We start from the raw sequence: 21,951 nt of genomic DNA, 5'->3' as shown, positions 1-21,951 counted from the left end.
CGATTCACACCTTTTCCGTTCTTTGCTTTCTCCTAAGCCCGATCCATAGCGTGAAGCCTGCCGGCTAACGAATGAAGCTTGGCCGGGTCGATCCCCTGCAGTCCGGACCGGCTGAAGCGGATCGCGGAGCCGAAGTGTACCTCGGTTACCCCGGTTTGTTCGATAAAAGACGAAGCCCCTTCCGTCGTCAAGCCGTGACCGGCCAGAATGCGAACCCCGCTTCCGCGGGCTTGCTCCACCAGGCGGCGGATTTCGGGAATCGCCTCTTCGGCCGGCCTTCTTCCACCCGAAGTCAGCACTCGGGTAATGGGCGGATAGCGCTTCAGCACCTCCAGACCGGCGCCTTGATCGTTCAGCTCATCGAAAGCCCGGTGAAACGTCACCTGCATCCCGCCTGTATAGGACAGCAGCGCTTCCAGCGCCGGCTCGTCGATGCGGAGTTCCGGCGTCAACACCCCCAAGACGATGCCGGCCGCGCCGGTTGAGGCTATGGCTTTCATCTCCGCCGCCATCGTTGCCAAATCGTGCCGGTCATAAACGAACGAGCGGCTGTGGGGACGGACCATGACATGAACGGGGATTCGAACCGACCGGACGACCTGTTCGACCATGCCGATGCCTGGCGTAAGCCCTCCTTCCGTCACGGCGGTAATCAGCTCCAGCCGGTCGGCGCCGTTATCCTCCGCAATCAAGGCGTCCTGCACGCACGTCGCAATGACTTCCAGAAGCATATCGTCCCCTCCTTTTATTCCTTATTCCCGAAGTGGCTCGCTGCGTAGTCCGCCAGCAAACGCGCCCCGTATCCGGTGGCGCCCTTCTCCGAATAGCCGACATCCTGCTTATACTGGACGGTGCCAGCCATATCGATATGAACCCAGCGCATCGGTTCGGCGACGAACCGGCGGATGAACAAAGCGGCGGTTATCGCTCCCGCCAGCGTCGATGTGCCGACGTTGCGCAGATCGGCATAATCGCTATGCAGCTCGGATTCATATTCCTCCATGAGAGGCATGGGCCACAGCCGCTCTCCGCTCCGTTCGCCGATCTCCACCAGCATCCGCGACATCTCCGCGTCGCCCCATAGTCCCGCAATGCCGAGCCCCAGCGCCTGGCCCACATTGCCCGTCAGCGTGGCGATGTCGATCGCTTCCGCAGCGCCAATCCTAGCAGCATGAAGCAGCGCGTCCGCCAGGATTAGGCGTCCCTCGCCGTCCGTGTTCGCAACCTGAACGGTTAACCCGTTCGGATACCGGATGACGGATGACGGCAGCATCGCGTTCGCGTCCGGCAAATTATCCGCCACGGCAATGAGCGCGGTCACATTCACCCGCCTGCGCTGCCGGACGAGAATATCCATCGCGCCGGCCACTGCCGCAGCGCCGCCCATATCCATCCGCGCATCGCTGATATCCCGACCGGTCTTGACGTTCATGCCGCCCATATCGAACGTAATCCCTTTGCCGACAAGGGCCAGCATCGGCAGGCTCGGGTCCCCTTCGTATCGGATTTCGATCAAAGCCGGATCATGCGGGCTTCCTGAGCCTACGGCGAGGAGGCCGTTCATTTGGTGAGCCGCCAGCTCCGGCCCCCGGTATACATGTATCCGTACCGGCATGCTGTGGAAATGCGAAATCACCGACTCCACGAGCGCATTCGGATGGAGTACTTCCGGAGGCTCATTTACCAGATCTCTTGCCAGTGCCGTGCCTCCAGCTCGAATGCGGGCATTTTCCACTGCGCTCTCCAGCTCCGGTACGGACAGCTCCGGCCACTCCTCCGGCGTCACATTCAACCGGACGCCGCCCGGCGCTTTGGCAGTTTCCTTGTATTTGTCAAATCGGTACAAGCCCAGCAGCCAGCCCTCCGTCCAAGCCTGCAGCCACGCAGCCGCATCCTCCTTATCGCCCCCGCCCGCTGTGATCGGACGAACAAGCTCCGCGCAGGATCGGCCTTCCCGCAGCAGCGTTCTGGCGCTTAACCCTCCCGCCCGGCGCACCGTCTCAAGACTTGAAGCACCCCGGCCGCCCATGCCGACGACAAGCACCTCCGACTCCCCGGCGGCTCTCGGGTGAAACCACGTGACGGTACCGGACTTCCTGCGTTCTTCGCCAAGCGGGAATTCAAAGCTCTCGCCCGTATAGACCGGATGTACGTACACCCCCGCCCTCCGGTCCGGACTGATCGTAATCTCCATGGTCAACCCTTCTTTCACAAAGAATCGAGTTCTTACCCCATCCGCCTAACGTTTTCGTCAAACAAATGGCATGCCACCTGATGTCCCGGCTCCACTTCCAGGAACTCCGGCTTCAATTGTTTACAAATGTCCATGCAGGCAGGACAACGCGTATGGAATCGGCATCCGGAAGGCGGATCCACGGGACTTGGAATATCTCCTTTTAAAATAATTCGTTCCTTCTTCAGCTTCGGATCCGGTACCGGAACGGACGACAGCAGCGCCTGTGTATAAGGATGCAGCGGGCGCTCGTACAGCTCATCCTTCCCCGCCGTCTCGACGAGCGTGCCCAAATACATCACGCCGATGCGGTCGCTGATATGCTCGACCACGCTCAAATCGTGGGATATGAACAAATAAGTAAGCCCGTATCGCTCCTGAAGATCCTGCAGCAGATTAAGCACTTGCGATTGAATCGATACGTCCAGCGCCGATACCGGCTCATCGGCCACGATCAGACTCGGCCGTACGGACAGCGCCCGGGCAATGCCGATCCGCTGCCGCTGGCCGCCGCTGAACTCATGGGCATACCGTTCCGCATGGTAGCTGTTCAGACCTACCTCCTCCAGCAGCTCGGCCGCCAGCTTATCCCGTTCGTGCGAGCTGAGCTTCGAATGAATCAGCAGCGGCTCCGCGACGATCTCCTTCACTTTCATTCTCGGATTCAGCGAAGCGTAGGGGTCCTGGAATACCATCTGGATTTCCTTTCGCAGCGGGCGCATCTGATGATCGCTCAGCCTGCTGATGTTCTGCCCGCCGAACCACACTTCGCCTTCGTTTGGCGCCAGCAGTCGGGTGACGAGCCGCCCCGTGGTCGATTTGTCGCAGCCGCTTTCCCCGACCAGGCTGAACGTCTCCCCTTTGCCGATGTCAAACGAAATCCCGTCCACCGCTCGCAAATATTTGTCGCCGCCGAACCAGCCCTTACGGACGAGAAACGACTTCCGAACGTCTTTCACCTCAACCAGCGGAGCCTTCATGCACAGTCCCCTCCCTTCCGTTCGTGATCCTCCGTCAGCCAGCAGCGGCTTTTTCGGTCCGGGTCTCCTTCCACCGGAAGGAGACCCGGCTCGGCCGACAAGCATTTCTCCATCACGTACGGACAGCGGGGAGCAAATCTGCAGCCTTGCGGCATCTGGTACAAATCCGGCACGCTGCCCGGAATCGAATCAAGTCGCCTCACCTTTTGCCTCAGCTTGGGAACCGAGCGAATCAGTCCCTTCGTATAAGGATGCTGAGGCTCATCGAACAATTCCTGAACGGGAGCCTCTTCCACGACCCGACCCGCATACATCACGACGACCCGGTCGCACATTTCCGCCACCACGCCGAGATCGTGCGTAATGAGCAGCATGCCCATGTCGCGCTCTTCCTTGAGCCGCTTCATTAGATCGAGAATTTGCGCTTGAATCGTCACATCGAGCGCCGTCGTCGGTTCGTCGGCAATCAGCAGCTTCGGATGGCACGACATGGCCATGGCGATCATGACCCGCTGCCGCATCCCGCCCGACAGCTGATGCGGGTAATCGTTTACTACGTCCTCGGCGCGCGGGATACCGACAAGCTTTAACATATGGACGGCATGCTCCCTTGCCTGCTTCCGGCCGTAACCCAAATGCAGCATGATCGGCTCCTCCAGCTGCTTGCCGATTCGCAGCACCGGATTCAGGGACGTCATCGGCTCCTGAAAGATCATCGCCAGCTCTTTCCCCCGGATGCGCAGCATGTCCTTTTCCTTGATCTGCAGCAGGTCGGTGCCTTCGAAGAGGACGGAGCCTCCGGCGATCCGGCCGGGCGTATCCTTCAGCAGCCTCATAATCGACAAGGAGGTCACGCTTTTGCCGCAGCCGGACTCGCCTACAAGGCCCAGGACCTCCCCGCGGTTGATATGAAAATTCAATCCGGCTACGGCCATAGCCATGCGTCCGCCGCGGTCGAACTCCGTGATCAAGCCTTCCACTTCAAGCAATTTCGTCGTCACGGTCTGTCCCCCCTAATTTTTCGTTTTGGGATCCAACGTATCCCGCAGACCGTCCCCCACCAGGTTGAAGGCAAGCACGGTCAGAAAAATCGCCGCACCCGGAAAATAAACGACATGCGGAGCGATGCTCAAATAATCGCGCCCCATGCTCAGCATCGCGCCCCAATCCGGCTCGGTCGGCTTCGCTCCCATGCCGAGGAAGCTGAGGGAGGAGGCGGCCAAGATCGCGGTTCCGATCTTCATCGTAAGATTGACGGTAATGCTGGGCAGCGTCTCGGGAAAAATATGCCTCCATATCATGCGTCCGTTCCCCGCTCCGATCGAGCGGGCCGCCTCCACGAACAAGGTCTCCTTCGTCGACAGCGTCACGCTCCGGATGATCCGGGCAAACGACGGAGTGCCGAATACGGCTACGGCGATGACCACGTTCATCAGTCCGGGACCAAGGATCGCGACAATCCCGATGGCGAGCAGAATATCCGGGAACGAAAAGAGCACATCGCTGCTCCTCATAATGAGCCGGTCCAGCCATTTTCCGTAATAACCGCTGAGCAGTCCGAGAATCGTTCCGCATACCGCCGCAATGAATACGGAGCTGAGGCTGACCGCAAGCGTAAGCCGTGTGCCCGCGATCAAGCGGCTCAGGATATCCCTGCCGTATTCATCCGTTCCCGCCCAATGGGAAGGGGAAGGACCGAGCAAGATTTCATCGTAATTCGGCGTATCGGGATTGTAGGGAGTCAAATAAGGGCCGAATAAGGCAACCAAGAACAGAAGTAGGATCACGGCGCCTGCCGCAACCGACAATCGCTGCTTGCAAAATTTGCGAAAAACTTCCCCCGCCCGGCCATTTCTCCTTAACGGAGCCGGAGCCGGATCGGACCTTCCCGGCGATCCGGGACTTACTATCGTTGGGTTGTCGTTCATCATTACCCTCCTCCCTTGCTAGTTGGCATCGTACCGGATCTTCGGATTCAATACGCCGTACAGCAAATCGACAACCAAATTAATGAGAATGAATTCGGTTGCAAACAGCAGCAGCTCCGCTTGGATCACCGTATAATCCCGGAAAGCGATCGAATCGACAAGCAGGCGTCCGAGCCCTGGAATGCTGAATACGGTCTCGACCATAACGGAACCTCCGAGCAGAAAGCCGAACTGCAGCCCTGCCACGGTAACGACCTGGATCAGCGAATTGCGCAGCGCATGTCGGCCGACGACGAGGAGTTCCCTCAGGCCTTTGGCGCGCGCCGTCCGAATATAATCCTCCCGCATGGATTCCAGCATCGACGACCTGGAGAAGCGGGCGAGCATCGACATGATGCCGGCCCCTAGAGTAATGGACGGCAGCACATAGCCTTTCCAGGAATCAATCCCCCCGGTCGGGAACCAACCCAGCTCGACCGAGAAGATCTGGATCATGACAAGACCGAGCCAGAAGCCGGGCACCGAGATGCCCGATATGGCGGTGATCATGCCGGCGTAATCCTGCCACCGGTTTCTTTTTACAGAGGAGACGATCCCGATCAGCACGCCGATGACGAGCGCCCAGGACATGCTGAAGACCGTCAGCCAAATCGTAGGCATGAACCGGCTCTTCAGCATTTCGCCAACCGGCAGCCCGGACCTGATCGAATAACCGAAGTTGCCGTGAAGCAGGTTGTTCATGTAGCCGATATATTGCTTCCATAACGGCTGATCGAGGCCAAGCTGCGCCCGGATCGCGTCGATTTCTTTCAGCGTCGCTTCTTTCCCGGCGATAAGCCGGGCCGGATCCCCCGGAATCAGGTGGATAAACATGAATACCAGCACCGATACGACCAGCATCAGCGGAACAACCCCGGCCAGCCTTTGCAATGCGTATCTTCCCAAGCGTGTGACCTCCTTCACTACTGAGCGTAAAAAGGGGGGCTGCTTCCGCGGCATATCTTCAGAAGCAGCCTCCTCACCCATCGTATAAAACTTTGCCTGCTGCTGATTTCCAGCTGTACCGGATTACTTCACTGCGGCATTCGCTACGCGGATGGAGCCGTCCGGCATGACTTTTACGCCGTCGATGTTCGAGCGTTTGCCGGAAATGACCTGGTCTACGCCCAGGAACGCCCAAGGCGCATCGGCCCAAATCGCTTTCTGAATATCGGCATAAATCGATTTGGCTTGTGCCGAATCGATGGCTTTATTGGCGTCTTCAATCCATTTGTCGACATTGTCGTTCTTGTAATAAGCCGTGTTGGAGCCCGCCGGCGGGAACATCGTGCTGCTGAACAGCCCTCTCGTCGCGCCGTCGGCGTCATTGGAGGAAGGGGACCAGCTGACATTCCACATCTGGATTTTTGCCTCCTGCGGCGTTTTGGCGGCGTTGATCTGATCGGATAGGGTCGCGCCTTCCATCGATTTCACATCCAGCTTGATGCCGACCAGCGCCAGCTGCTGCTGGATGAACTGCATCCCCTTCATCGTCTCCGAATCGTTCTCGCCCCAGATTTCCGCTTGGAAGCCGTTCGGATAGCCCGCATCCGCAAGCAGCTGCTTCGCTTTGTTCACATCGTAATCATAGCCCGTCTGCTTCGAGTAATACTGCGTCTTGGAGGACATCGTGGAATCGAGCTTCGCGCCTAGGCCCGACTTTACGACCTTCACATAAGCGTTCTTGTCGATGGCATAGTTGATCGCTTGACGTACCTTCACATCATCGAACGGCTTTTTCATCGTATTGAGCGTAATGTAACGGACGATGGTGGAATCGATCGTGTCCACGACGATGTCGCTTTGGCCTTTCACTTGAGCCACCTGCTCCGTCGGCATCGGATAGATGAAGTCGGCCTCGCCCGTCTTCAGCATCGCGATCCGCGAGCCGTTCTCCGGAACCGGCTTGAAGGTGACGCTGTCCACCTTCGGGATGCCCTGCTGGCGGTAATCCGGGTTTTTGTCAACGACGAGACGGTCGCCTTGCACCCATTCCTTGAATTTGTACGGGCCCGTGCCTACCGGATGCTTGGAAATATCGGCGCCGTAATCCTTCAGCGCCTTCGGGCTGATGATCAGCGCCATCGCCAGCTTATTCAAAAAAGCATTATAAGGCTGGCTGAGCGTAAAAATAACCGTCTTCGGATCCGGCGTTTCGATTTTGTTCACGTTCAGGAAGTTTTTGCGGAACCGGAGGTTGTTCTTCTGGTCCAGAATCCGGTCGAAATTCGCTTTGACCGCCTCGGCGTTGAACTCGGTGCCGTCGTGAAATTTTACGTTCTGCTTCAAAGTAAAGGTATAGACAAGGCCGTCCGGACTGATTTTGTAGCTTTCGGCGAGCGCCGGAGTCACCTGCATATTGTCATCGAAACCCATGAGGCCTTCATACATCGTCCTTGCCGCCGTGATGGAATGCGTATCGCTCGTATTGTGCGGATCCAGCGTAATGAAATTCGCGTTGATCGCCACGACCAGGTTATTGCCGTGCTTGGCGGCCGAAGCGGCCGGAGCAGGGCTTGGAGCCGGTGTCGTGCCGGCAGCCGGCTTGCTGCCCGAGGTGCAGGCCGAGCTGACGATCACAACCATGATCATCAACATCATGAGAGACCATGCTTTTCCTTTACTTTTCAATGTGTTTCACTCCTTTAGAATGATTTCATTTATTAGAATCACTTCTCGCCCGAAGGTTCGGCAGGCTGCGGGTTTGAAGCTTATTCCCGGATTAAGGCTCCCACGTGAATACGGCCTTTCTCTCACCAACCGGCGTTCCGCCGTCGTTCACAATCGCGTTCGGAACCAGCTCATAGAGCCGGTTGATCGTCTCCTTGTTCCCGTAACCGAGGCGTTCCAGGATGGATGCGATGATGCAAGGCCACACCTGCTCGGAGCCGTCGGATACCTTCAGCGAAATACCGAGCCGCTCTTTGCGGAGGCCGATGCCGTAGACGCCTTTCGCCCCGCCCTTGGCGGACAGGTTATCGTCCTTCAGCAGCGCGGAGCAGACGAACCGCGTATCTGCGATCATGTCCGGGTAATCGTTCATCAGCTTCGCCATTCTTGCCGCAGCCGTACGCGTCAAAGGATCTTCGATGAGATCGGGGCAAGCCAGCTTCAAATAAAGCAGCGTGATGGAGCGTAATGGAAGCGCATGCACAGGAAGGCCGCAGCCGTCGATTCCGACGGGGATCGATGACACCGGCACCCCGGCGATCTCCGCCAGTGTCCCGATAATTTCCTGCTGCACCGGGTGATCGGGCAGGTAGTAGGTGCGTTCGTCCCATCCCATATGCTTGCTGAGCGCGATGAGACCTGAATGCTTGCCCGAACAGTTATGGAATAACCGCCGTTTCGGTTCATGAGCCCGGTGCCGCTGCGCCTTGGCATCTTCATTAAGCGGGTAAGTCGCGCAGCAATGAAGTCCTTCCTCGGAAATGCCTGTCTTGTGCAGGATGGATTCCAGCGCCTCGATATGGAAGGCTTCCCCGCGGTGGGAAGCCGCAAACAGCGCAGCCTCCGCGTCCGTGAGCCCGTACACTTCGTCAATCCGCCGCTTCATGACGGGAATGGCCTGGAACGGCTTGGCGGCGGAGCGCAGGAACGTCATGTGCTCCGGATGGCCGGCACGGTAAATGACGGTTCCCTTTTCGTCCACTACGCAGACGGCTCCGTAATGAACATTCTCCAACACACCGCCGCGGTACTCTTCAACCAGCTTGGTAAAGCTCATCGCGATTTCCTCCCCGAATTTCGTTGATTGCGCTATTCCAGTGCAAAAAAGCGTCGCTGCGCCATCAGTCCCGATCCGATGATCACCCCTTTCTCGTTCAGCTCCGAACGAAGGAAACGGAATGATCCGTTCAGCGGCTCCCATACGAACCGGGAAGCGCAAAGCGACTTCACTTCCTCATAAATTTCCGGGAATTTATCAATCAGCTCCCCAGTCAGAATGACGCTGTCCGGGTTGTACATGCACACGACGTTGTTCACCGTAATGGACATGTACATCAGAGCGCGATCAATTAAATACACGGCCCAGCGTTCGCCGGCGCGCCTCGCCTCGAACAGCTCTTCCATCGAATGAATCCGCCGATAGTGATTCGCTTCCGACAATAAGGAGCTGATATTGATGTAAGTCTGCAGGCAGCCGGCCTTGCCGCATTCGCACAGCTTGCCATTCGGATCGACCGTGGAATGGCCGATCTCGCCCGCGCTGTTCATCGCGCCTCGGTAAATTTCTCCGTCAATAATTAGCGCGGAGCCGACCCCGTTGCCGAAGCCAATCAAGGCCGTCCGATTGGAGCCGATGGCCGCTCCCTTCAAATGCTCGGAGAGCGCCTTGGCCTTCAGCTCGTTGTCGACATCCGCCTTAAAGCCGGTCAGCTCGCTCAGCCGTTTCGCCAGCGGGACGTTCTTCCAGCCCAGCTGGACGGAAAAAACGACAATCCCTTCGTCGTTGTTCACGATGCCGGGCAGTCCGACGCCGATCCCCGCCACCCGGCCCCGCTCGATCGAATGCCGCTTCAGCAGCTCACCCGTCACAGCAGCGATGCGTTCAATCGTAGTATCCGAGCTTTCATCATCTTTACGGCTGTACGTCTCGCTGCAGACCGTATTCCCCTGCAGATCTACGAGACCGATGCTCATCCGGTGACGGTCCAGCTCGACGCCGATCGACAAGACCGAAGCGTCCACCATTTCGAGCAGCATCGATTTCCTGCCGAGGCCTTCCGACACCTTCTCGGACTCCAGAATATAGCCCTGCTCCGTCAACTCGCCGACAATCCGGCTGACGGTAGTGGCGCTCATCCCTGTTTGCTTGGCGATCGAAGCACGTGAGATCGGATTTTGGTTTTTTATTATTTCAAAGACCGTCAGCCGGTTTTGCCGTTTCATAAAGTCCTGATCGTGCTTTTTCATCAGCAGCCCCCTTATATATTTTCATCAGTGGATTAATTCATTTGATTATTTTTATTTTTTGGATTAAAAATAAACTTATTTCATAAGTAATTGTCCATATCACTTCGATTTTCCATCTCATATTCTCCAGTGATGTTAATAATAAAGGAGGAAGCTTTAAGTGTCAATATACATAACATTTATTTTTTTTGATTTTTGTTAAGCATAAAATGAAAACGTTTCATAACTCCGGATTTTTGTGCTGAAGAATAAAATTAACATGAAGTTGACATCAAGTTCGCCTTCGTTGCCCGTTGTGCTTCATGAAAAGTTGCCCGGATGCCTGTTAACAAGCTTGCAAAGAAAAAAGAGATTGCCGCTATAAGCAATCTCTTCGTATTCCTTGCTGAGTCCGCTTCACGCCAAACCGGACGCGCGGCTTGGCATAGTCATTGCCGTCATCCGGTTGACCCCAACCAGCTTGTCCGGGTTGATCGAGCCATTTTCGTAAACCTCCGACGATGAGCCTCGGGACGCTGCTGCCGATCATCAGCCTGTAAATTCTCGCGTTCTATCCGGGTATCCGGGTCAATGGAGAATATGATGGTCTCCTCTTGGCGAGTCCCCTCTGTTCTGTTCGTTCTTCAATTTATCCGGTGTCACATCGTTTCCGTTCGGGTCCACGATCGTAACGGACAGGAGCGTGCTTCGGATGGAGCCGCGGAAGGTTTGAAGATATTCTTTCCGAAGCCTCGCTTGCTCCGCGACTTCTGCTTCGGAGAGTCCATCCCTTTTGGATTTACGGGAAAGCTCGTTAATTCTTTTTAATATAGGCAGCATTCCTTCTCCCCTCCTATAGTGGCGCCCGATCTCAATTTCCCATTTTCTGTTACTTTTTAGGAACGTACCGGAGTGCCGGGCACTAGTGAATCCAAGTTCGCTGCTAATGAACCTGGATTCACTACCGGACTGCCGGCCCCCATGAGACTTGCTGTAGTGAACCTCCGGGCCCTTGGAGCGAACCTAGTTCACTGATATCGAACGGAGGCGATTTCCTTCATTATTTCCACTTGGCCCCAAGTTATTCGGCAAAGCGATTCCGGAACCACTCCGCGGCGGCGGAAGCTTCCGAAGAGGTCAATTGATGCCCGTAAGGCTCCCAGTGCACCGATACGGAGGCACCGGCGCGGCCAAGAAGCTGCTGCAGTTCTTCCGTTTCCTGCGGAGAACAGATCGGATCATTCGTTCCGGCTCCGATAAAGACCGGGGTTCCGGCCAAATCCGGAATCGTTACTCCTCTGCGGGGAACCATGGGATGATGCAGCACAGCTCCTTTGAACGCTTGCCCGTAATGGAACAGCAGACTGCCGGCGATATTGGCGCCGTTCGAGTAGCCTACCGCAACGAGATTGCCGCGGTCAAACCCGTACTGCCCGGCGGCATCATTCAGAAAATCGTATACTTCCTTCGTGCGGATCACGAGATCCTCTTCATCGAACACGCCTTCGGCCAGCCGCCGGAAAAACCGGGGCATCCCGTTCTCCAGCACGCTGCCCCGCAGGCTCAGGACGGACGACTCGGGCGATATTAGCCGCGCCAAGGGCAGAAGGTCGCGTTCGGTTCCTCCCGTGCCGTGGAACAGCACCAGCGTCGGCGCTTCTTGGCGCGTGCCTTGCTCGAATAGATGCTTCATTGCCTCTTCCCCTCCAATTCCCTCACCTCAATCGGGAGCAGGTTCGCTTCAATCTGCGAACGATGCGGTTCATACCACTCCGGCAGCATCAGCTTGCCGCCCAGCCGGTCAGCCGGCTCATCCTTCGCGAAGCCCGGAGGATCCGTTGCAATCTCGAACAAGATGCCGCCGGCCTCCCGGAAATAAAGCGCGTTGAAATATTGCCTGTCAATGACGGGCGTCGGACGATAGCCGTATTGCTCAACCGAGCTTCTCCATTCCTCATGCTGGTCATAATCCTTCGCTCGCCAGGCGATATGATGGACCGCCCCGGCACCGTCGCTGCCCCGCTCCACGGCGGCCAGCGGCACATCGATCACGTTGCCGATATCCCCTTCCGAGCGGTAGCGGACGTATTCGCCATCCTCCGCCACTTTGCTCAGACCGAGCAAATGCTCCAAGGCGTCGACCGTTTTCTGCGGATTCACGCTGAACAGAACAGCTCCGCCGAAGCCCTTAATGGCATGCGCGGCCGGAATTCCCCCGAAGGTCCAGCCGCTGCCGCGCCCCTCTTCCCGTTCCACGATCTCCAGACGCAGTCCCTCATTGTCCTCGAATTGCAAATACCGCTCCGAGAACCTGGACGCTTTCGTAACGGCAATGCCGAAGCTTTCAAGCCGGCTCTCCCAGAAGCCGAGCGAGCCAGGCGAAACGACATACGTCGTGATCCCGACCTGTCCTCCGCCGATCCGTCCCTTGCGCGAGCCGGGGAACGGAAAGAACGTAATAATCGTTCCCGGACTCCCAGCCTCGTTGCCGAAATACAAATGATACACCTCCGGAGCATCGAAGTTGATCGTTTTTTTCACCAGGCGCAGCCCGAGGATACTGGCGTAAAAATCGACATTTGCCTGCGGATTTCCTGCAAAAGCGGTAATATGATGAATGCCTGCCGTATGCATAGTCATGAAAAATTCCTCCCTTAATGTCTTTTATCCTAACTTCCCCAACCTGTCGGATAAGAATCCTTGAGCAGGTTGAAACGAGCTTCCGAAACTCCAATTACTTCGAATTCAATAATCTTCACTTCAAGATATTATGCCAAAAAAGGGCTCATTCCCTACCCTTCTTTCGCTCCTATTCCCAATTTTTTGAGCAGTGAGGTCGCAGCTTGCTTCTCCTCCAGAGAAAGAGACTTCATGATCGCGTGGATCGAATCCGAATGAGCGGGAAAGATCCGATCGAATAAATCATGTCCGGCCGCGGTGATCTCCGCGTAAGTGACGCGCCGATCCTCTTCGCAGGGAACCCGCTTCAAGAGGCCCTTCTTCTCCAGCTTGTCGATATTGTAGGTAATGCTTCCGCTTGTAATGAGAATCTTTTCCCCGATTTGCTGCAGCGGAATTCTTCCCTTCGTATACAGCACCTCAAGGATCGTAAACTCCGAAGGAGACAGATCGTACTGCTTCATGTCCTTGACCGCCCGGTCCATGACCGTTTTGTAGGCTTTGGACAGCACCACGAACAGCTTCAGGGACGCCGCTTTGTCTTCCTCCATTGCACCAGCCATGAATTTCACCCCCTTCGAATATCTTTGATTTAATTATCTTGAATTAAAGATATATCATTGGAGCAGCTTTGTCAATAGCGAATCAAATTCCTTCAACCGCTCCACGTGAAAAAATCGCAAGCCCCTAAGCCCGTTCCTGCCTGGCGGCTTGCGATTATTTTTTAACGTTTAGTCTTTAACCGGCTCAAGCAACCCCCGCTCCAAGCAGGCGGCAATGGACAGAACCTTCATACCGGTTTCAAATCGGATATGGATTTGTTCCCCGTTAACCTCGATAACCTTCCCTTGGCCAAAAACCCTATGCTTTACAGCTCTGCCTTTTGTTATTTCCGCTTTATTCCGTATCGCATTGGGGTTGGTTGGAAGCTTTACTGCAGACCCGCTCCGTCCCTCCGCCTTTTTGCTTTTTCCGCTTCGATTGTTCGAATTCGATACCGCAGATTTGCTTGCAGCCGGGACCGGTTCCGGAGGATTCAATATCGTTCGGACATGCGTGACGAATCGGGACTCTTCGATCTTTTGACCATCCCGCTCCTTGTACAGGAGAAGCTCCAGGTGTTGTTTCGCCCGAGTCATGCCGACATAGAACAAGCGGGTCGCCTCTTCCATCGATTCGGAAGCGCCCTCCGCCGAACCTCCTTTAAGATCCTCGGAGGACGGGAGAATGCCATCAGTCAAATCGATCATATAGACGCGTTTAAATTCCAAGCCCTTGGAGCTGTGAAGCGTCGAGAACGTGACGGCATTTTGCCCCTTCCTCGCTTTCGACGTCTTCAGCGCCGATTCCAGATACTTGAGCCGGCCAGCAAAATCCTCCATCGTCTCCAGCGTATCCGCAATTTCCTCCAGCGTATTTAAGATGCCGATCAAATATTCCCTTCGGAATCCGAGACGCTCGCACATCTTCTCAAGCGCTTTCTCATAGCCTAGCCGGCTTCGGATGACGCGGATGGCTTGCAGCGGCGGCATGCCCCTCATCTGCTGAAACGTCTCTTTACATGTCTGCAGCTGTTTAACTTGATAATCCTGAAGCTGCACGTAGTTCAGCAAATTATCGAACACCGATTCGTTATTCTCGATCGCTTTGACCGCCGCCATTTGCTGCTTACTGATATACCCGTGAAGCTTCAAATGAATTTTCTCAAGGAGATCGGCCCGCTTGTCCGTAAAGGTCATCCGCATGAAGTTCAAGATATCCTCCACGACCCAATGCGAGAAGAAGTGGTTATCGGCATCCTTCATATAGAAGGGAATGCCTGCCCGGTCAAATTCATTCATCAATGCAATGGAAGAAGAATGATTCCGGTACAAAACCGCCACTTCCGAGAGGTCCTCGACTTTTTGGATTTCCCGCACCAAATATTTAGCCTGGTACTTGTAGTTGGCAAAGCTGACGATCTTGATCGGCTTGGATGAAGCGTTCCGGGTAAACATGTTCTTGTCGTACCGGTTCTTGTTGCGCTTGATGAAGTGATTGGCGGCTTCCACAATATCCTTGGATGACCGGTAGTTTTGTTCCATAAACAAAGTGACCGCATGGGGGTACACCTGCTTGAAATTCAGCAGATAAGACGGCTCGGCGCCTCTCCAGCTATAAATCGACTGATCATCGTCGGCGACCACGCACAGGTTTCCATGCTCCCGCACCAGCTTCTCAATCAAGGCGTGCTGAACCAAGGAGGTATCCTGGCTCTCATCCGTTAGAACATAGTCATACTTCATCTGATACCTTCGAAGAAGCTCCCGGTCCCGCTCCAATACCTCGTTTCCCAGGGTCAGCATATCGTCGAAATCCACCAGCAGCTTACGATGTCCCAGCCGCTTGTAGGTCTCATACTCCCACAGGATCCGTTCGGCCTCCGGCACATCCGTCTTCACCCGCCGCCACTCTTCCTGAGGGATCATTTTATTCTTGATATAACTGATGTACGTCGTCAGCTCGTCCATTTGGTCATCGGTTATATTGTCGCCGGCAATCGATTTGAACAGCTCCCGTAAAATAATCTTTTTATGAAGCGGCGGCCGGTCCGAATCGGTTTCCTCCAGCTCCTTCAAATCCAGGCTGCCCTCGATCAGCTGGTACGCAGTCCTCGTTTTCCGAAAATGCTCTTTCACCACTTCGAAAGCAAAGCTATGGATCGTCGAGAAATCGACGGGTTCAAGGTGCGGAAAGAAGCGCTTGAACCGCTCTTTCATATCGGCCGCCGAAGCACGGCTGAACGTTACTGCCTTGATACGGGACGGGTCGATGCCCTTCTCTTCGATCATATAACCGATCCGCATAATGATCGTGGTCGTTTTGCCCGAACCGGGCGATGCCAATAACAGCAAAGGCCCCTCTGTCCGGAGTACGGCCTTGGTTTGTACTTCATTCAAGGAAACACCTATTTCCTTCTCCTTGCGGACACAGAAATCTTCCCGTACCTTCATACTCATTTTCCCTTTCGTTCGAACCTTCGGTTATCATTATAGCACCCTGTAAGGAAAAATAGACAAGGGTACCGATATCTCTGCAAAACCAAAAAAGGAATGCTGCGCCGTCCTTGTCTTACAAGGACCAAGCGCGTTTATTAAGGTTGATGCGAAGCTATAAGCTGCAAAAATTTATAAAGTCTTATCAAATAAAAACGGCTCCGTTCGCATGTTTTGCGACAGAGCCGTTTTTCGTTTTAAAAATTTACGCGATCGTTTCCAAATAGGCATCTTTCTTTTTAACCCTAAATCTGACCGCGGTGTAAATCCACTCATATATGATAGGTATCACAACCAAGCTAATTAATGTCGAACTGATCATCCCTCCGACGACAACAATGCCGAGCGTTTGGGAAATAATCGAATCTCCGCTAGGAGAGACCGCTAAAGGAAGAAGGGTCAAAATGGTTGTAGCAGCCGTCATTAAGACGGGTCTCACTCTTGATAATGTCCCTTCAAAAATGGCTTCTTTCGGTATCATCCCCTTTGCCAAGTTACGCTCTATCTTATCAACAAGCACGATGCCATTCGTAACCGCAATCCCCGTTAACATCAATAAACCGACTAAAGACGCCAGGTTCCATTCCTTGCCGAAGCTAACCATTCCTATGACCGATCCGATAAAAGCGAATGGAATGCAAATCAGCACGGACAAAGGGGGTTTCCATCCCCGGAAAACCGTACTTATGATAAAGAGAACAAGCAATACGGAACAGGACAATGCGATCGTCATCTCATAAATCATTTGATTGACCTGTTCCGTGGCACCTGCGAAGGTAATCTTCACGCCTTGAGGCAGTGAGATGCCTTCAAGAACGGCTTTAACTTCCGAAGTCACTTTTCCTACATCCGTTGATGTGATGTTCGCGGCAACTACCGCATAAGGTTGTCCGTTCTTGTCTTGTATCACCGATGGATTGGCATTTGGAGCCAGTGCCGCGAGCTCATTCAAGCTGACATTTTGGCCCTGCTTATTTTTAAAGCTCTCCTTACCCATCAATGTAAGAATGCTTTGAACGGAAGCTTTGCCGGCCGCGGATCCCTTGTTTGCTTCAGCGGCAATATTTTGTATATCCGAATGAATAACAAGAGGAACTGGCCCCTGGTCCGTCTTCAATGATACGGTTATCCCTTCTGCCAAGTACGGACCCATCCGGTCTAAAATATCATTTATCTTAATCCCGTTGCTTTCAATGGCATTCTGATTCAGAGTTATACGATACGGCGTCGCCTGCTCTTGATTATCCGCTAAGCCTTGTACGGCCAACCCGGAAACTAGCTGCAGTTTGCTTCTAATGGTTCGAGCCGCATAAGCAAGCGTCAAGTTGTCGGATCCCGTAATATTAAGCTTCAATAACGAATCGTCGCCAGCGATTCTTAGATTCGTAACCGTGTAGACGGCCGAGCTTGATAATGCTTTTAACTGATTCTGCAGTTCGGTCGTAAAAACCGGCACATCTATCCCTTGTTTGACCGTAATCGACATATTGGCGACATTCGTCTTCTGCAGCCATCCGCCTCCTTCATCGAATATATCATCCGCTTGCGGAGTAAAGGATGAACCAAGGCTTGAAGAAAAGGAGTCCACTTTCGGATTCGATCGGATCCATGCTTCCAATCGTTTAACTTCCGCATCGATTTGCGTTAATGCAGTCCCTTCCGGCATTTCGACTTGAACGCCGATTTGACCCGATTGATTTGCGGTAGGCAGAAAATTCACCGGGAGATAAGCAGCCCCCGCCAACGCCATCAAAAATAATGCAATACAAATGCTGACCATTTGCAGCTTTCTCTGAAACACCCAATGAAATAATTTTGGGGTAAATGATTCCAACGGATCTTTGATCTTTATAGGCTGCCCCTTCCAAAAAAGATGAAACAGCGTCGGCACGATGAAGATGGAAACGAGCAAAGAAATCACAAGCGCAATGACTACGGACCAGGCGAACCCGGAAAAAGCCGCGCTCACCATGCCTCCAATCATGGCTATTGGTACAAAAACGGCTATGGTTGTTGCAGTAGAGGAAGCAATGGCAGGAAGCATTTCGCATACGGCTTGCGATAAAAAATTCAGGCTGAGCGCTCTATTCCCATCCCCTTGTCCTTTCCGGTAAATATGATCGAGGATGACGATCGAGTCGTCTACCACCCTTCCCATGGCGACAATCAGCCCGGATACGGTGAGCAGATTTAAACTAGTTCCCATTGTTTTTAGTATGCCGATTGTCGCGAGTAGACAGATCGGCAGAGAAAGGGCTATAAGCAGCGTGGACCGGATTTTACGAAAGAAACAATATACGCAAATCATGGAGAAGAAGCAGCCCAGCAAGCCTTCCTTCATCAGGCCGTTTAATGACGAATGGACCTGCTCTCCTTGATCCAAGAGAATCGAGCACCGGATCTCTTTATTTTTAATTTCCGGAATCTCCTTGATTCTGCTGTTTATTCTATCGGCTACTTCCGTAATATTGGACGAAGGAGTTTTTAATATATCCAAGAGCACGCTAGCTTTTCCATTTGTTCTGGAGATAGTTTGAGCGTCAACGATCGTCTTTGAAATATTCGCCACATTGGAAAGGGGTACCGATTTCCCGTCCGCGCTAAATATAGGCAGCTGCATAAGATCCTGCTCGCTTATTCCCGGGCCGGCAACTTGGATTGGAACGGATACTTGGCTGTCGGATATATTGCCCTGCATTCCTGTCGAAAAATTTGCCTCAAGCGACCGTTTTACGTCATTAAGCGTGATTCCGTCTTTGTCCAGGTCCTTTATGTGAATAGTTACGGCGTAGCCGTTATTTCCGCCTCCGAATATTCGTACATCCTTTACTCCCGGCACTGTTTTCAATTGATTCGACACTTTTTCCTTAACCGTAGTACGAAGCGTATTTTCATCTATTTTTTCCGAGGAGCTCTCCAGACTAAGTCTCATAATAGGGATAGCATTCGTGCTAAGACGAGTTACTGCAGGTTTTTGTACTCCGTTTGGCAAGGCAACGGCATCCAGCACTTGGGATACCTGTCCCTCGGCGCGTTCCATATTCGTGTTCAACGGGAAATAAAGACTGACGGATAAACCGCCGTTAGACGAGGTAGTTTCTATATCCTGTAGACCGTCTACCGTCCTTACGGCTTGTTCAATCGGCGTGGCTATGTACGCTTTTACTTGATCTGCCTGATAGTTTTGAGCGCGCACCGTCACCATAAGGGTCGAATTATTGATAGACGGCAGGTAATCATGCTGAATATTGGAGGCCGAAATCCCGCCCCACAAGAGAATGAGCATAATGGAAACCATAACGAGTGTCTTGCGGTTCATTATTTTTTCAATCATTATCTTCATAGGGCAACCATCCGGGAACCTATAACCCGAACAATCCTTTCATAGACTGTTTAGAGTATGGATTAAAAACCGGATCGGGGCCCCCGGAAATTCCCGGGAACCCCATTCCGTCGGGCATTGCAGGCTGCTGTGATCCTACCAGCTCCAATGGGTCATCTTGTTTGCGTCCTGTCCATCGTTCTCGTCACCGAACACGGAATGCTTAGGTTTAGGCATCGGAACGCCCGGTCCCTTGATTTCTTTCCAAAGCTCTTCGTTGAGCTGATCCGAGTCACCTTGGTCAGGCCGGCCGGGCTGTATTACAGGCTGCGCGCTTGAAGGTGCCGGGGTATTAGCCGGTGCCGCCGTGGTTGGTGCGTAAGTGCTCGACTGTACCGTCGGATTCATGGCTTGTCCCGGCGTGAGCACCTGATATGGCGTGAAATTCGGCTTATCCGCAAAAGACCAGATCATCGGCAACGCGGCAGCGTCGAATTGGGACATGGGTTCGATGCCGAGGAAAAGCTCCATCGTACGAAGCATCGACACTTGGCTGTAGAAGTGCGAATCAACCTTGCCAATTTGCGTATATGGACTGATCACTTGAGCTATCGTTCGGTGTGCATCCACATGGTCGGGACCACTCTGGGCGTCGTCCTCGACAACAAAGATCGCGGTGTCCTTCCAGTACTTGGAGTGCGATACTGTGTCGACGATTTTGCCAAGGGCCAGATCGTTATCGGCGACCAATTCCTTGGCGGTTTTAGCCCCTGCGGTGTGATCTCGAGGCAAGTCGATGAACTGCATCGCCGGCAGATTGTTATTAGCGACATAGGACTGGAAATCCTTGTTCCATATGTCGAATCGGGTTTGATCGGATATGCCCATATCAAACCAAGGATAATCATGATTAGTGCTCGCATTAAGAATCGGGTCATGCGCATAATATTTGCCCGGCTCCGTCTGCATCTCGCCCGGCTTGATCCAGTCACTCGGCACTACGAATTGACCATAGTTGCGGAACGAAATGTTATGCTGCGCAAGCTTGTCCCACAAATAAGCGCGGGAAGGGTCGGCGCTGCCGGCTGCAACGTTAGGAGAGTAACCCTCGGAATCGTATTCGGAGCCATTGCCGGCATAGCCCTGAACCGTCGCCGTCTCATTGTAAGGATTGGAGCTGGCTTGCGTTACCCACTGCCACCCGTTTTGACTTACTTCACCGTTTACGTAAAAGTTGTCGAGAGTGACAAACTGCTGGGCGAGCTTATGCTGGTTCGGCGTGATATCTTGACCGAATAGCGTCAAAGTCGGATCGCCGTTGCCTCGCTTACTGCCGTCCGGATTCTTTAAGTCTCCGAGAACCTGGTCGTAGGTACGGTTTTCCTTGACGATGTAAATCACGTGCTTGATCGGAGAATCCTCGCCGACCCGGCGGGGCACGATGGTGCCCGGAGTCCCGTCATTGAACCCGCGGACCTTATTCTTCTGTTCAAATCCGTTATTCTTGCGCACCTGATCCGTGTATTTCTCAAGTTGATTTTCATTCGGAGTCGGTACGACGGACAGATAGCCCTGCAGCTGGCTCTCGATATAAGGGTAGCTGTTTGGCTTGGATGGGTCGGTGCCCTTGTTAGGACCGGTACCGAGCCCCTTGGCGCTTGTAATAAGCAGCCGTTGTCCATCTGGCGTTACCTGCACGCCGGTTGGATACCATCCGGTTGGGACGAGTCCCTTGACGCGGCCGGACTGTTCGCTTTCGCCTTCACCGGTTAGATCGATTACAGCCACGTCGTTATTTCCGCCGTTGGTAACATAGAGCGTACGGCCGTCAGGCGACATGGCCAGGTTGGTCGGCTGAGATCCGGCATGCGCTCCTTCAAAGGGCGCGACCGAAATCGTTCGCTTCACCGCATTGCTAGTCGTGTCGATTTCGGTGATCGTATCGTTGTCGCCATTAGCGACAAACATACAGTGTCCTTTGGCATCCATCAGCATGTTATTGGGGTGGGTACCGACGGTAATTGTGCTTTTAGGAGTTACGGTGAGTCCGTCAACGGAAAAGACCGAAATCGTATTTTCACCCTGATTGCTGACATACGCCGTATGCCCGTCTGTTGACAGAACTACGCCGAACGGGTAGGCGCCTGCCGCCGCCAGTGCGGTTTTGCCCGAGGCGACGTCGACAGCAACAAGCGTACGGGCGTATTGACCCGTGACATAAATGGTTTTATCATCAGGCGAAACGGCTACGCCTTGCGGATATGTACCTTTCGGAAGCGCCAGAGTTTGCTGGATCGTCAGCTTACGGGCATTGTTATCCCAACCGAAAACAACCACCGTATCCATGTTGGCCGTTGCCAAGTATACATGGCCGCCATCGTGGCTGAACGCGAGACCGGCAGCCGCACCCTGACCCGCTTTCTTGTCCAGCTCAACCACTTGTATCAAACTGCCGTCTTTTGCGTCCATGACATGTACGGTTTGCTTGCTGCTTGCATCCTTGATAATGTTGGGAACCAGTACCGCCGAGCCGTCAGGTGAAAGCACCGCATTTGCGGGGAAGAAGCCGGCAGGCTTTTGCGTTCCTGCAGGAGTTACCCGCCATCCGGCAGGGGTATAGGCAGTACCGTCTCCCTGGGGACCAGCTGTTAACAAGGAGGACGCAAGCGCTGAACCTGAACCGACAATCGCCGAAGCTACTACAATTCCCGTAATGAGTTTTTTCATTTTCTTGTTCTTGCTCATTATACAATCTCCTCTCATGATAAGTTTCCATTCTTTTCCTTTTGGAATAAAATGGTTCTCGTCCAGTCTAGTAATATTTTGTAAACTAACTGTC

General features: G+C 53.7%; 16 protein-coding genes. All 16 read right to left on the bottom strand.

The annotated features are described in order from the left end of the window. Positions 1-32 precede the first annotated feature (32 nt). The gene (locus O9H85_RS15185; RefSeq protein WP_269882274.1) at positions 33-731 is read right to left on the bottom strand and encodes a copper homeostasis protein CutC; all 699 of its coding nucleotides are present in this window, start codon (positions 729-731) and stop codon (positions 33-35) included. 14 nt (positions 732-745) lie between these two features. Then, positions 746-2,194 (bottom strand): M17 family metallopeptidase, encoded by a 1,449-nt coding sequence (locus O9H85_RS15180; RefSeq protein WP_269882273.1) that lies wholly within the window; start codon positions 2,192-2,194, stop codon positions 746-748. A 32-nt stretch (positions 2,195-2,226) separates the two neighbouring features. After that, positions 2,227-3,213 (bottom strand): ABC transporter ATP-binding protein, encoded by a 987-nt coding sequence (locus tag O9H85_RS15175; RefSeq protein ID WP_269882272.1) that lies wholly within the window; start codon positions 3,211-3,213, stop codon positions 2,227-2,229. Further along, positions 3,210-4,214 (bottom strand): ABC transporter ATP-binding protein, encoded by a 1,005-nt coding sequence (locus O9H85_RS15170; protein WP_269882271.1) that lies wholly within the window; start codon positions 4,212-4,214, stop codon positions 3,210-3,212. The genes O9H85_RS15175 and O9H85_RS15170 overlap by 4 nt, the downstream gene beginning before the upstream one ends. A 12-nt stretch (positions 4,215-4,226) precedes the next feature. After that, a complete protein-coding gene (locus O9H85_RS15165) occupies positions 4,227-5,141 on the bottom strand; it encodes an ABC transporter permease (protein ID WP_269882270.1) in 915 nt (304 codons plus the stop codon). 18 nt (positions 5,142-5,159) lie between these two features. After that, positions 5,160-6,086, bottom strand: a complete 927-nt coding sequence (locus O9H85_RS15160) for an ABC transporter permease subunit (RefSeq protein WP_269882269.1) — start codon at positions 6,084-6,086, stop codon at positions 5,160-5,162. Between the two features lie 123 nt (positions 6,087-6,209). Beyond that, the gene (locus tag O9H85_RS15155; RefSeq protein WP_409348149.1) at positions 6,210-7,781 is read right to left on the bottom strand and encodes a glutathione ABC transporter substrate-binding protein; all 1,572 of its coding nucleotides are present in this window, start codon (positions 7,779-7,781) and stop codon (positions 6,210-6,212) included. Between the two features lie 121 nt (positions 7,782-7,902). Beyond that, entirely contained in the window at positions 7,903-8,907 is a 1,005-nt protein-coding gene (locus tag O9H85_RS15150; RefSeq protein ID WP_269882267.1) for an asparaginase, read from the bottom strand. A 32-nt stretch (positions 8,908-8,939) separates the two neighbouring features. Continuing rightward, positions 8,940-10,097, bottom strand: coding sequence for an ROK family transcriptional regulator (locus O9H85_RS15145; protein ID WP_269882266.1), 1,158 nt, complete (start codon positions 10,095-10,097; stop codon positions 8,940-8,942). Positions 10,098-10,664: 567 nt separating this feature from the next. Then, positions 10,665-10,916 (bottom strand): DUF896 domain-containing protein, encoded by a 252-nt coding sequence (locus tag O9H85_RS15140; protein WP_269882265.1) that lies wholly within the window; start codon positions 10,914-10,916, stop codon positions 10,665-10,667. A 241-nt stretch (positions 10,917-11,157) separates the two neighbouring features. Continuing rightward, positions 11,158-11,769 (bottom strand): alpha/beta hydrolase, encoded by a 612-nt coding sequence (locus O9H85_RS15135; RefSeq protein ID WP_269882264.1) that lies wholly within the window; start codon positions 11,767-11,769, stop codon positions 11,158-11,160. Then, on the bottom strand, positions 11,766-12,716 hold the full coding sequence (locus O9H85_RS15130; protein ID WP_269882263.1) for a ring-cleaving dioxygenase: 951 nt from the start codon (positions 12,714-12,716) through the stop codon (positions 11,766-11,768). Before O9H85_RS15130 ends, O9H85_RS15135 begins: the two co-directional genes overlap by 4 nt. Positions 12,717-12,868: 152 nt before the next feature. Then, entirely contained in the window at positions 12,869-13,318 is a 450-nt protein-coding gene (locus tag O9H85_RS15125; RefSeq protein ID WP_269882262.1) for a MarR family winged helix-turn-helix transcriptional regulator, read from the bottom strand. Between the two features lie 168 nt (positions 13,319-13,486). Then, positions 13,487-15,748, bottom strand: coding sequence for an ATP-dependent helicase (locus O9H85_RS15120; RefSeq protein ID WP_269882261.1), 2,262 nt, complete (start codon positions 15,746-15,748; stop codon positions 13,487-13,489). Positions 15,749-15,995: 247 nt separating this feature from the next. Beyond that, positions 15,996-19,133: an efflux RND transporter permease subunit gene (locus O9H85_RS15115; protein WP_269882260.1), complete on the bottom strand. Its 3,138-nt coding sequence runs from the start codon at positions 19,131-19,133 to the stop codon at positions 15,996-15,998. Between the two features lie 135 nt (positions 19,134-19,268). Then, complete coding sequence (locus tag O9H85_RS15110; RefSeq protein ID WP_269882259.1) at positions 19,269-21,857, bottom strand: bifunctional YncE family protein/alkaline phosphatase family protein; 2,589 nt, start codon at positions 21,855-21,857, stop codon at positions 19,269-19,271. Between the last annotated feature and the right edge of the window lie 94 nt (positions 21,858-21,951).

The sequence above is a fragment of the Paenibacillus gyeongsangnamensis genome (assembly GCF_027533625.1).
GTDB classification, from domain to species: Bacteria; Bacillota; Bacilli; order Paenibacillales; family NBRC-103111; genus Paenibacillus_G; species Paenibacillus_G gyeongsangnamensis.
The sequence above is the reverse complement of the archived record's forward strand: the minus strand, read 5'-3'. Positions and strand labels throughout refer to the sequence as shown.

Excerpts from the sequence above, each read along its gene's own strand:
- O9H85_RS15185 (WP_269882274.1), bottom strand. The coding sequence starts at position 731 with ATGCTTCTGGAAGTCATTGCGACGTGCGTGCAGGACGCCTTGATTGCG.
- O9H85_RS15180 (WP_269882273.1), bottom strand. The coding sequence starts at position 2,194 with ATGGAGATTACGATCAGTCCGGACCGGAGGGCGGGGGTGTACGTACAT.
- O9H85_RS15175 (WP_269882272.1), bottom strand. The coding sequence starts at position 3,213 with ATGAAGGCTCCGCTGGTTGAGGTGAAAGACGTTCGGAAGTCGTTTCTC.
- O9H85_RS15165 (WP_269882270.1), bottom strand. The coding sequence starts at position 5,141 with ATGAACGACAACCCAACGATAGTAAGTCCCGGATCGCCGGGAAGGTCC.
- O9H85_RS15155 (WP_409348149.1), bottom strand. The coding sequence starts at position 7,781 with ATGATGTTGATGATCATGGTTGTGATCGTCAGCTCGGCCTGCACCTCG.
- O9H85_RS15150 (WP_269882267.1), bottom strand. The coding sequence starts at position 8,907 with ATGAGCTTTACCAAGCTGGTTGAAGAGTACCGCGGCGGTGTGTTGGAG.
- O9H85_RS15145 (WP_269882266.1), bottom strand. The coding sequence starts at position 10,097 with ATGAAAAAGCACGATCAGGACTTTATGAAACGGCAAAACCGGCTGACG.
- O9H85_RS15140 (WP_269882265.1), bottom strand. The coding sequence starts at position 10,916 with ATGCTGCCTATATTAAAAAGAATTAACGAGCTTTCCCGTAAATCCAAA.
- O9H85_RS15135 (WP_269882264.1), bottom strand. The coding sequence starts at position 11,769 with ATGAAGCATCTATTCGAGCAAGGCACGCGCCAAGAAGCGCCGACGCTG.
- O9H85_RS15130 (WP_269882263.1), bottom strand. The coding sequence starts at position 12,716 with ATGACTATGCATACGGCAGGCATTCATCATATTACCGCTTTTGCAGGA.
- O9H85_RS15125 (WP_269882262.1), bottom strand. The coding sequence starts at position 13,318 with ATGGCTGGTGCAATGGAGGAAGACAAAGCGGCGTCCCTGAAGCTGTTC.
- O9H85_RS15120 (WP_269882261.1), bottom strand. The coding sequence starts at position 15,748 with ATGAAGGTACGGGAAGATTTCTGTGTCCGCAAGGAGAAGGAAATAGGT.
- O9H85_RS15115 (WP_269882260.1), bottom strand. The coding sequence starts at position 19,133 with ATGAAGATAATGATTGAAAAAATAATGAACCGCAAGACACTCGTTATG.
- O9H85_RS15110 (WP_269882259.1), bottom strand. The coding sequence starts at position 21,857 with ATGAGCAAGAACAAGAAAATGAAAAAACTCATTACGGGAATTGTAGTA.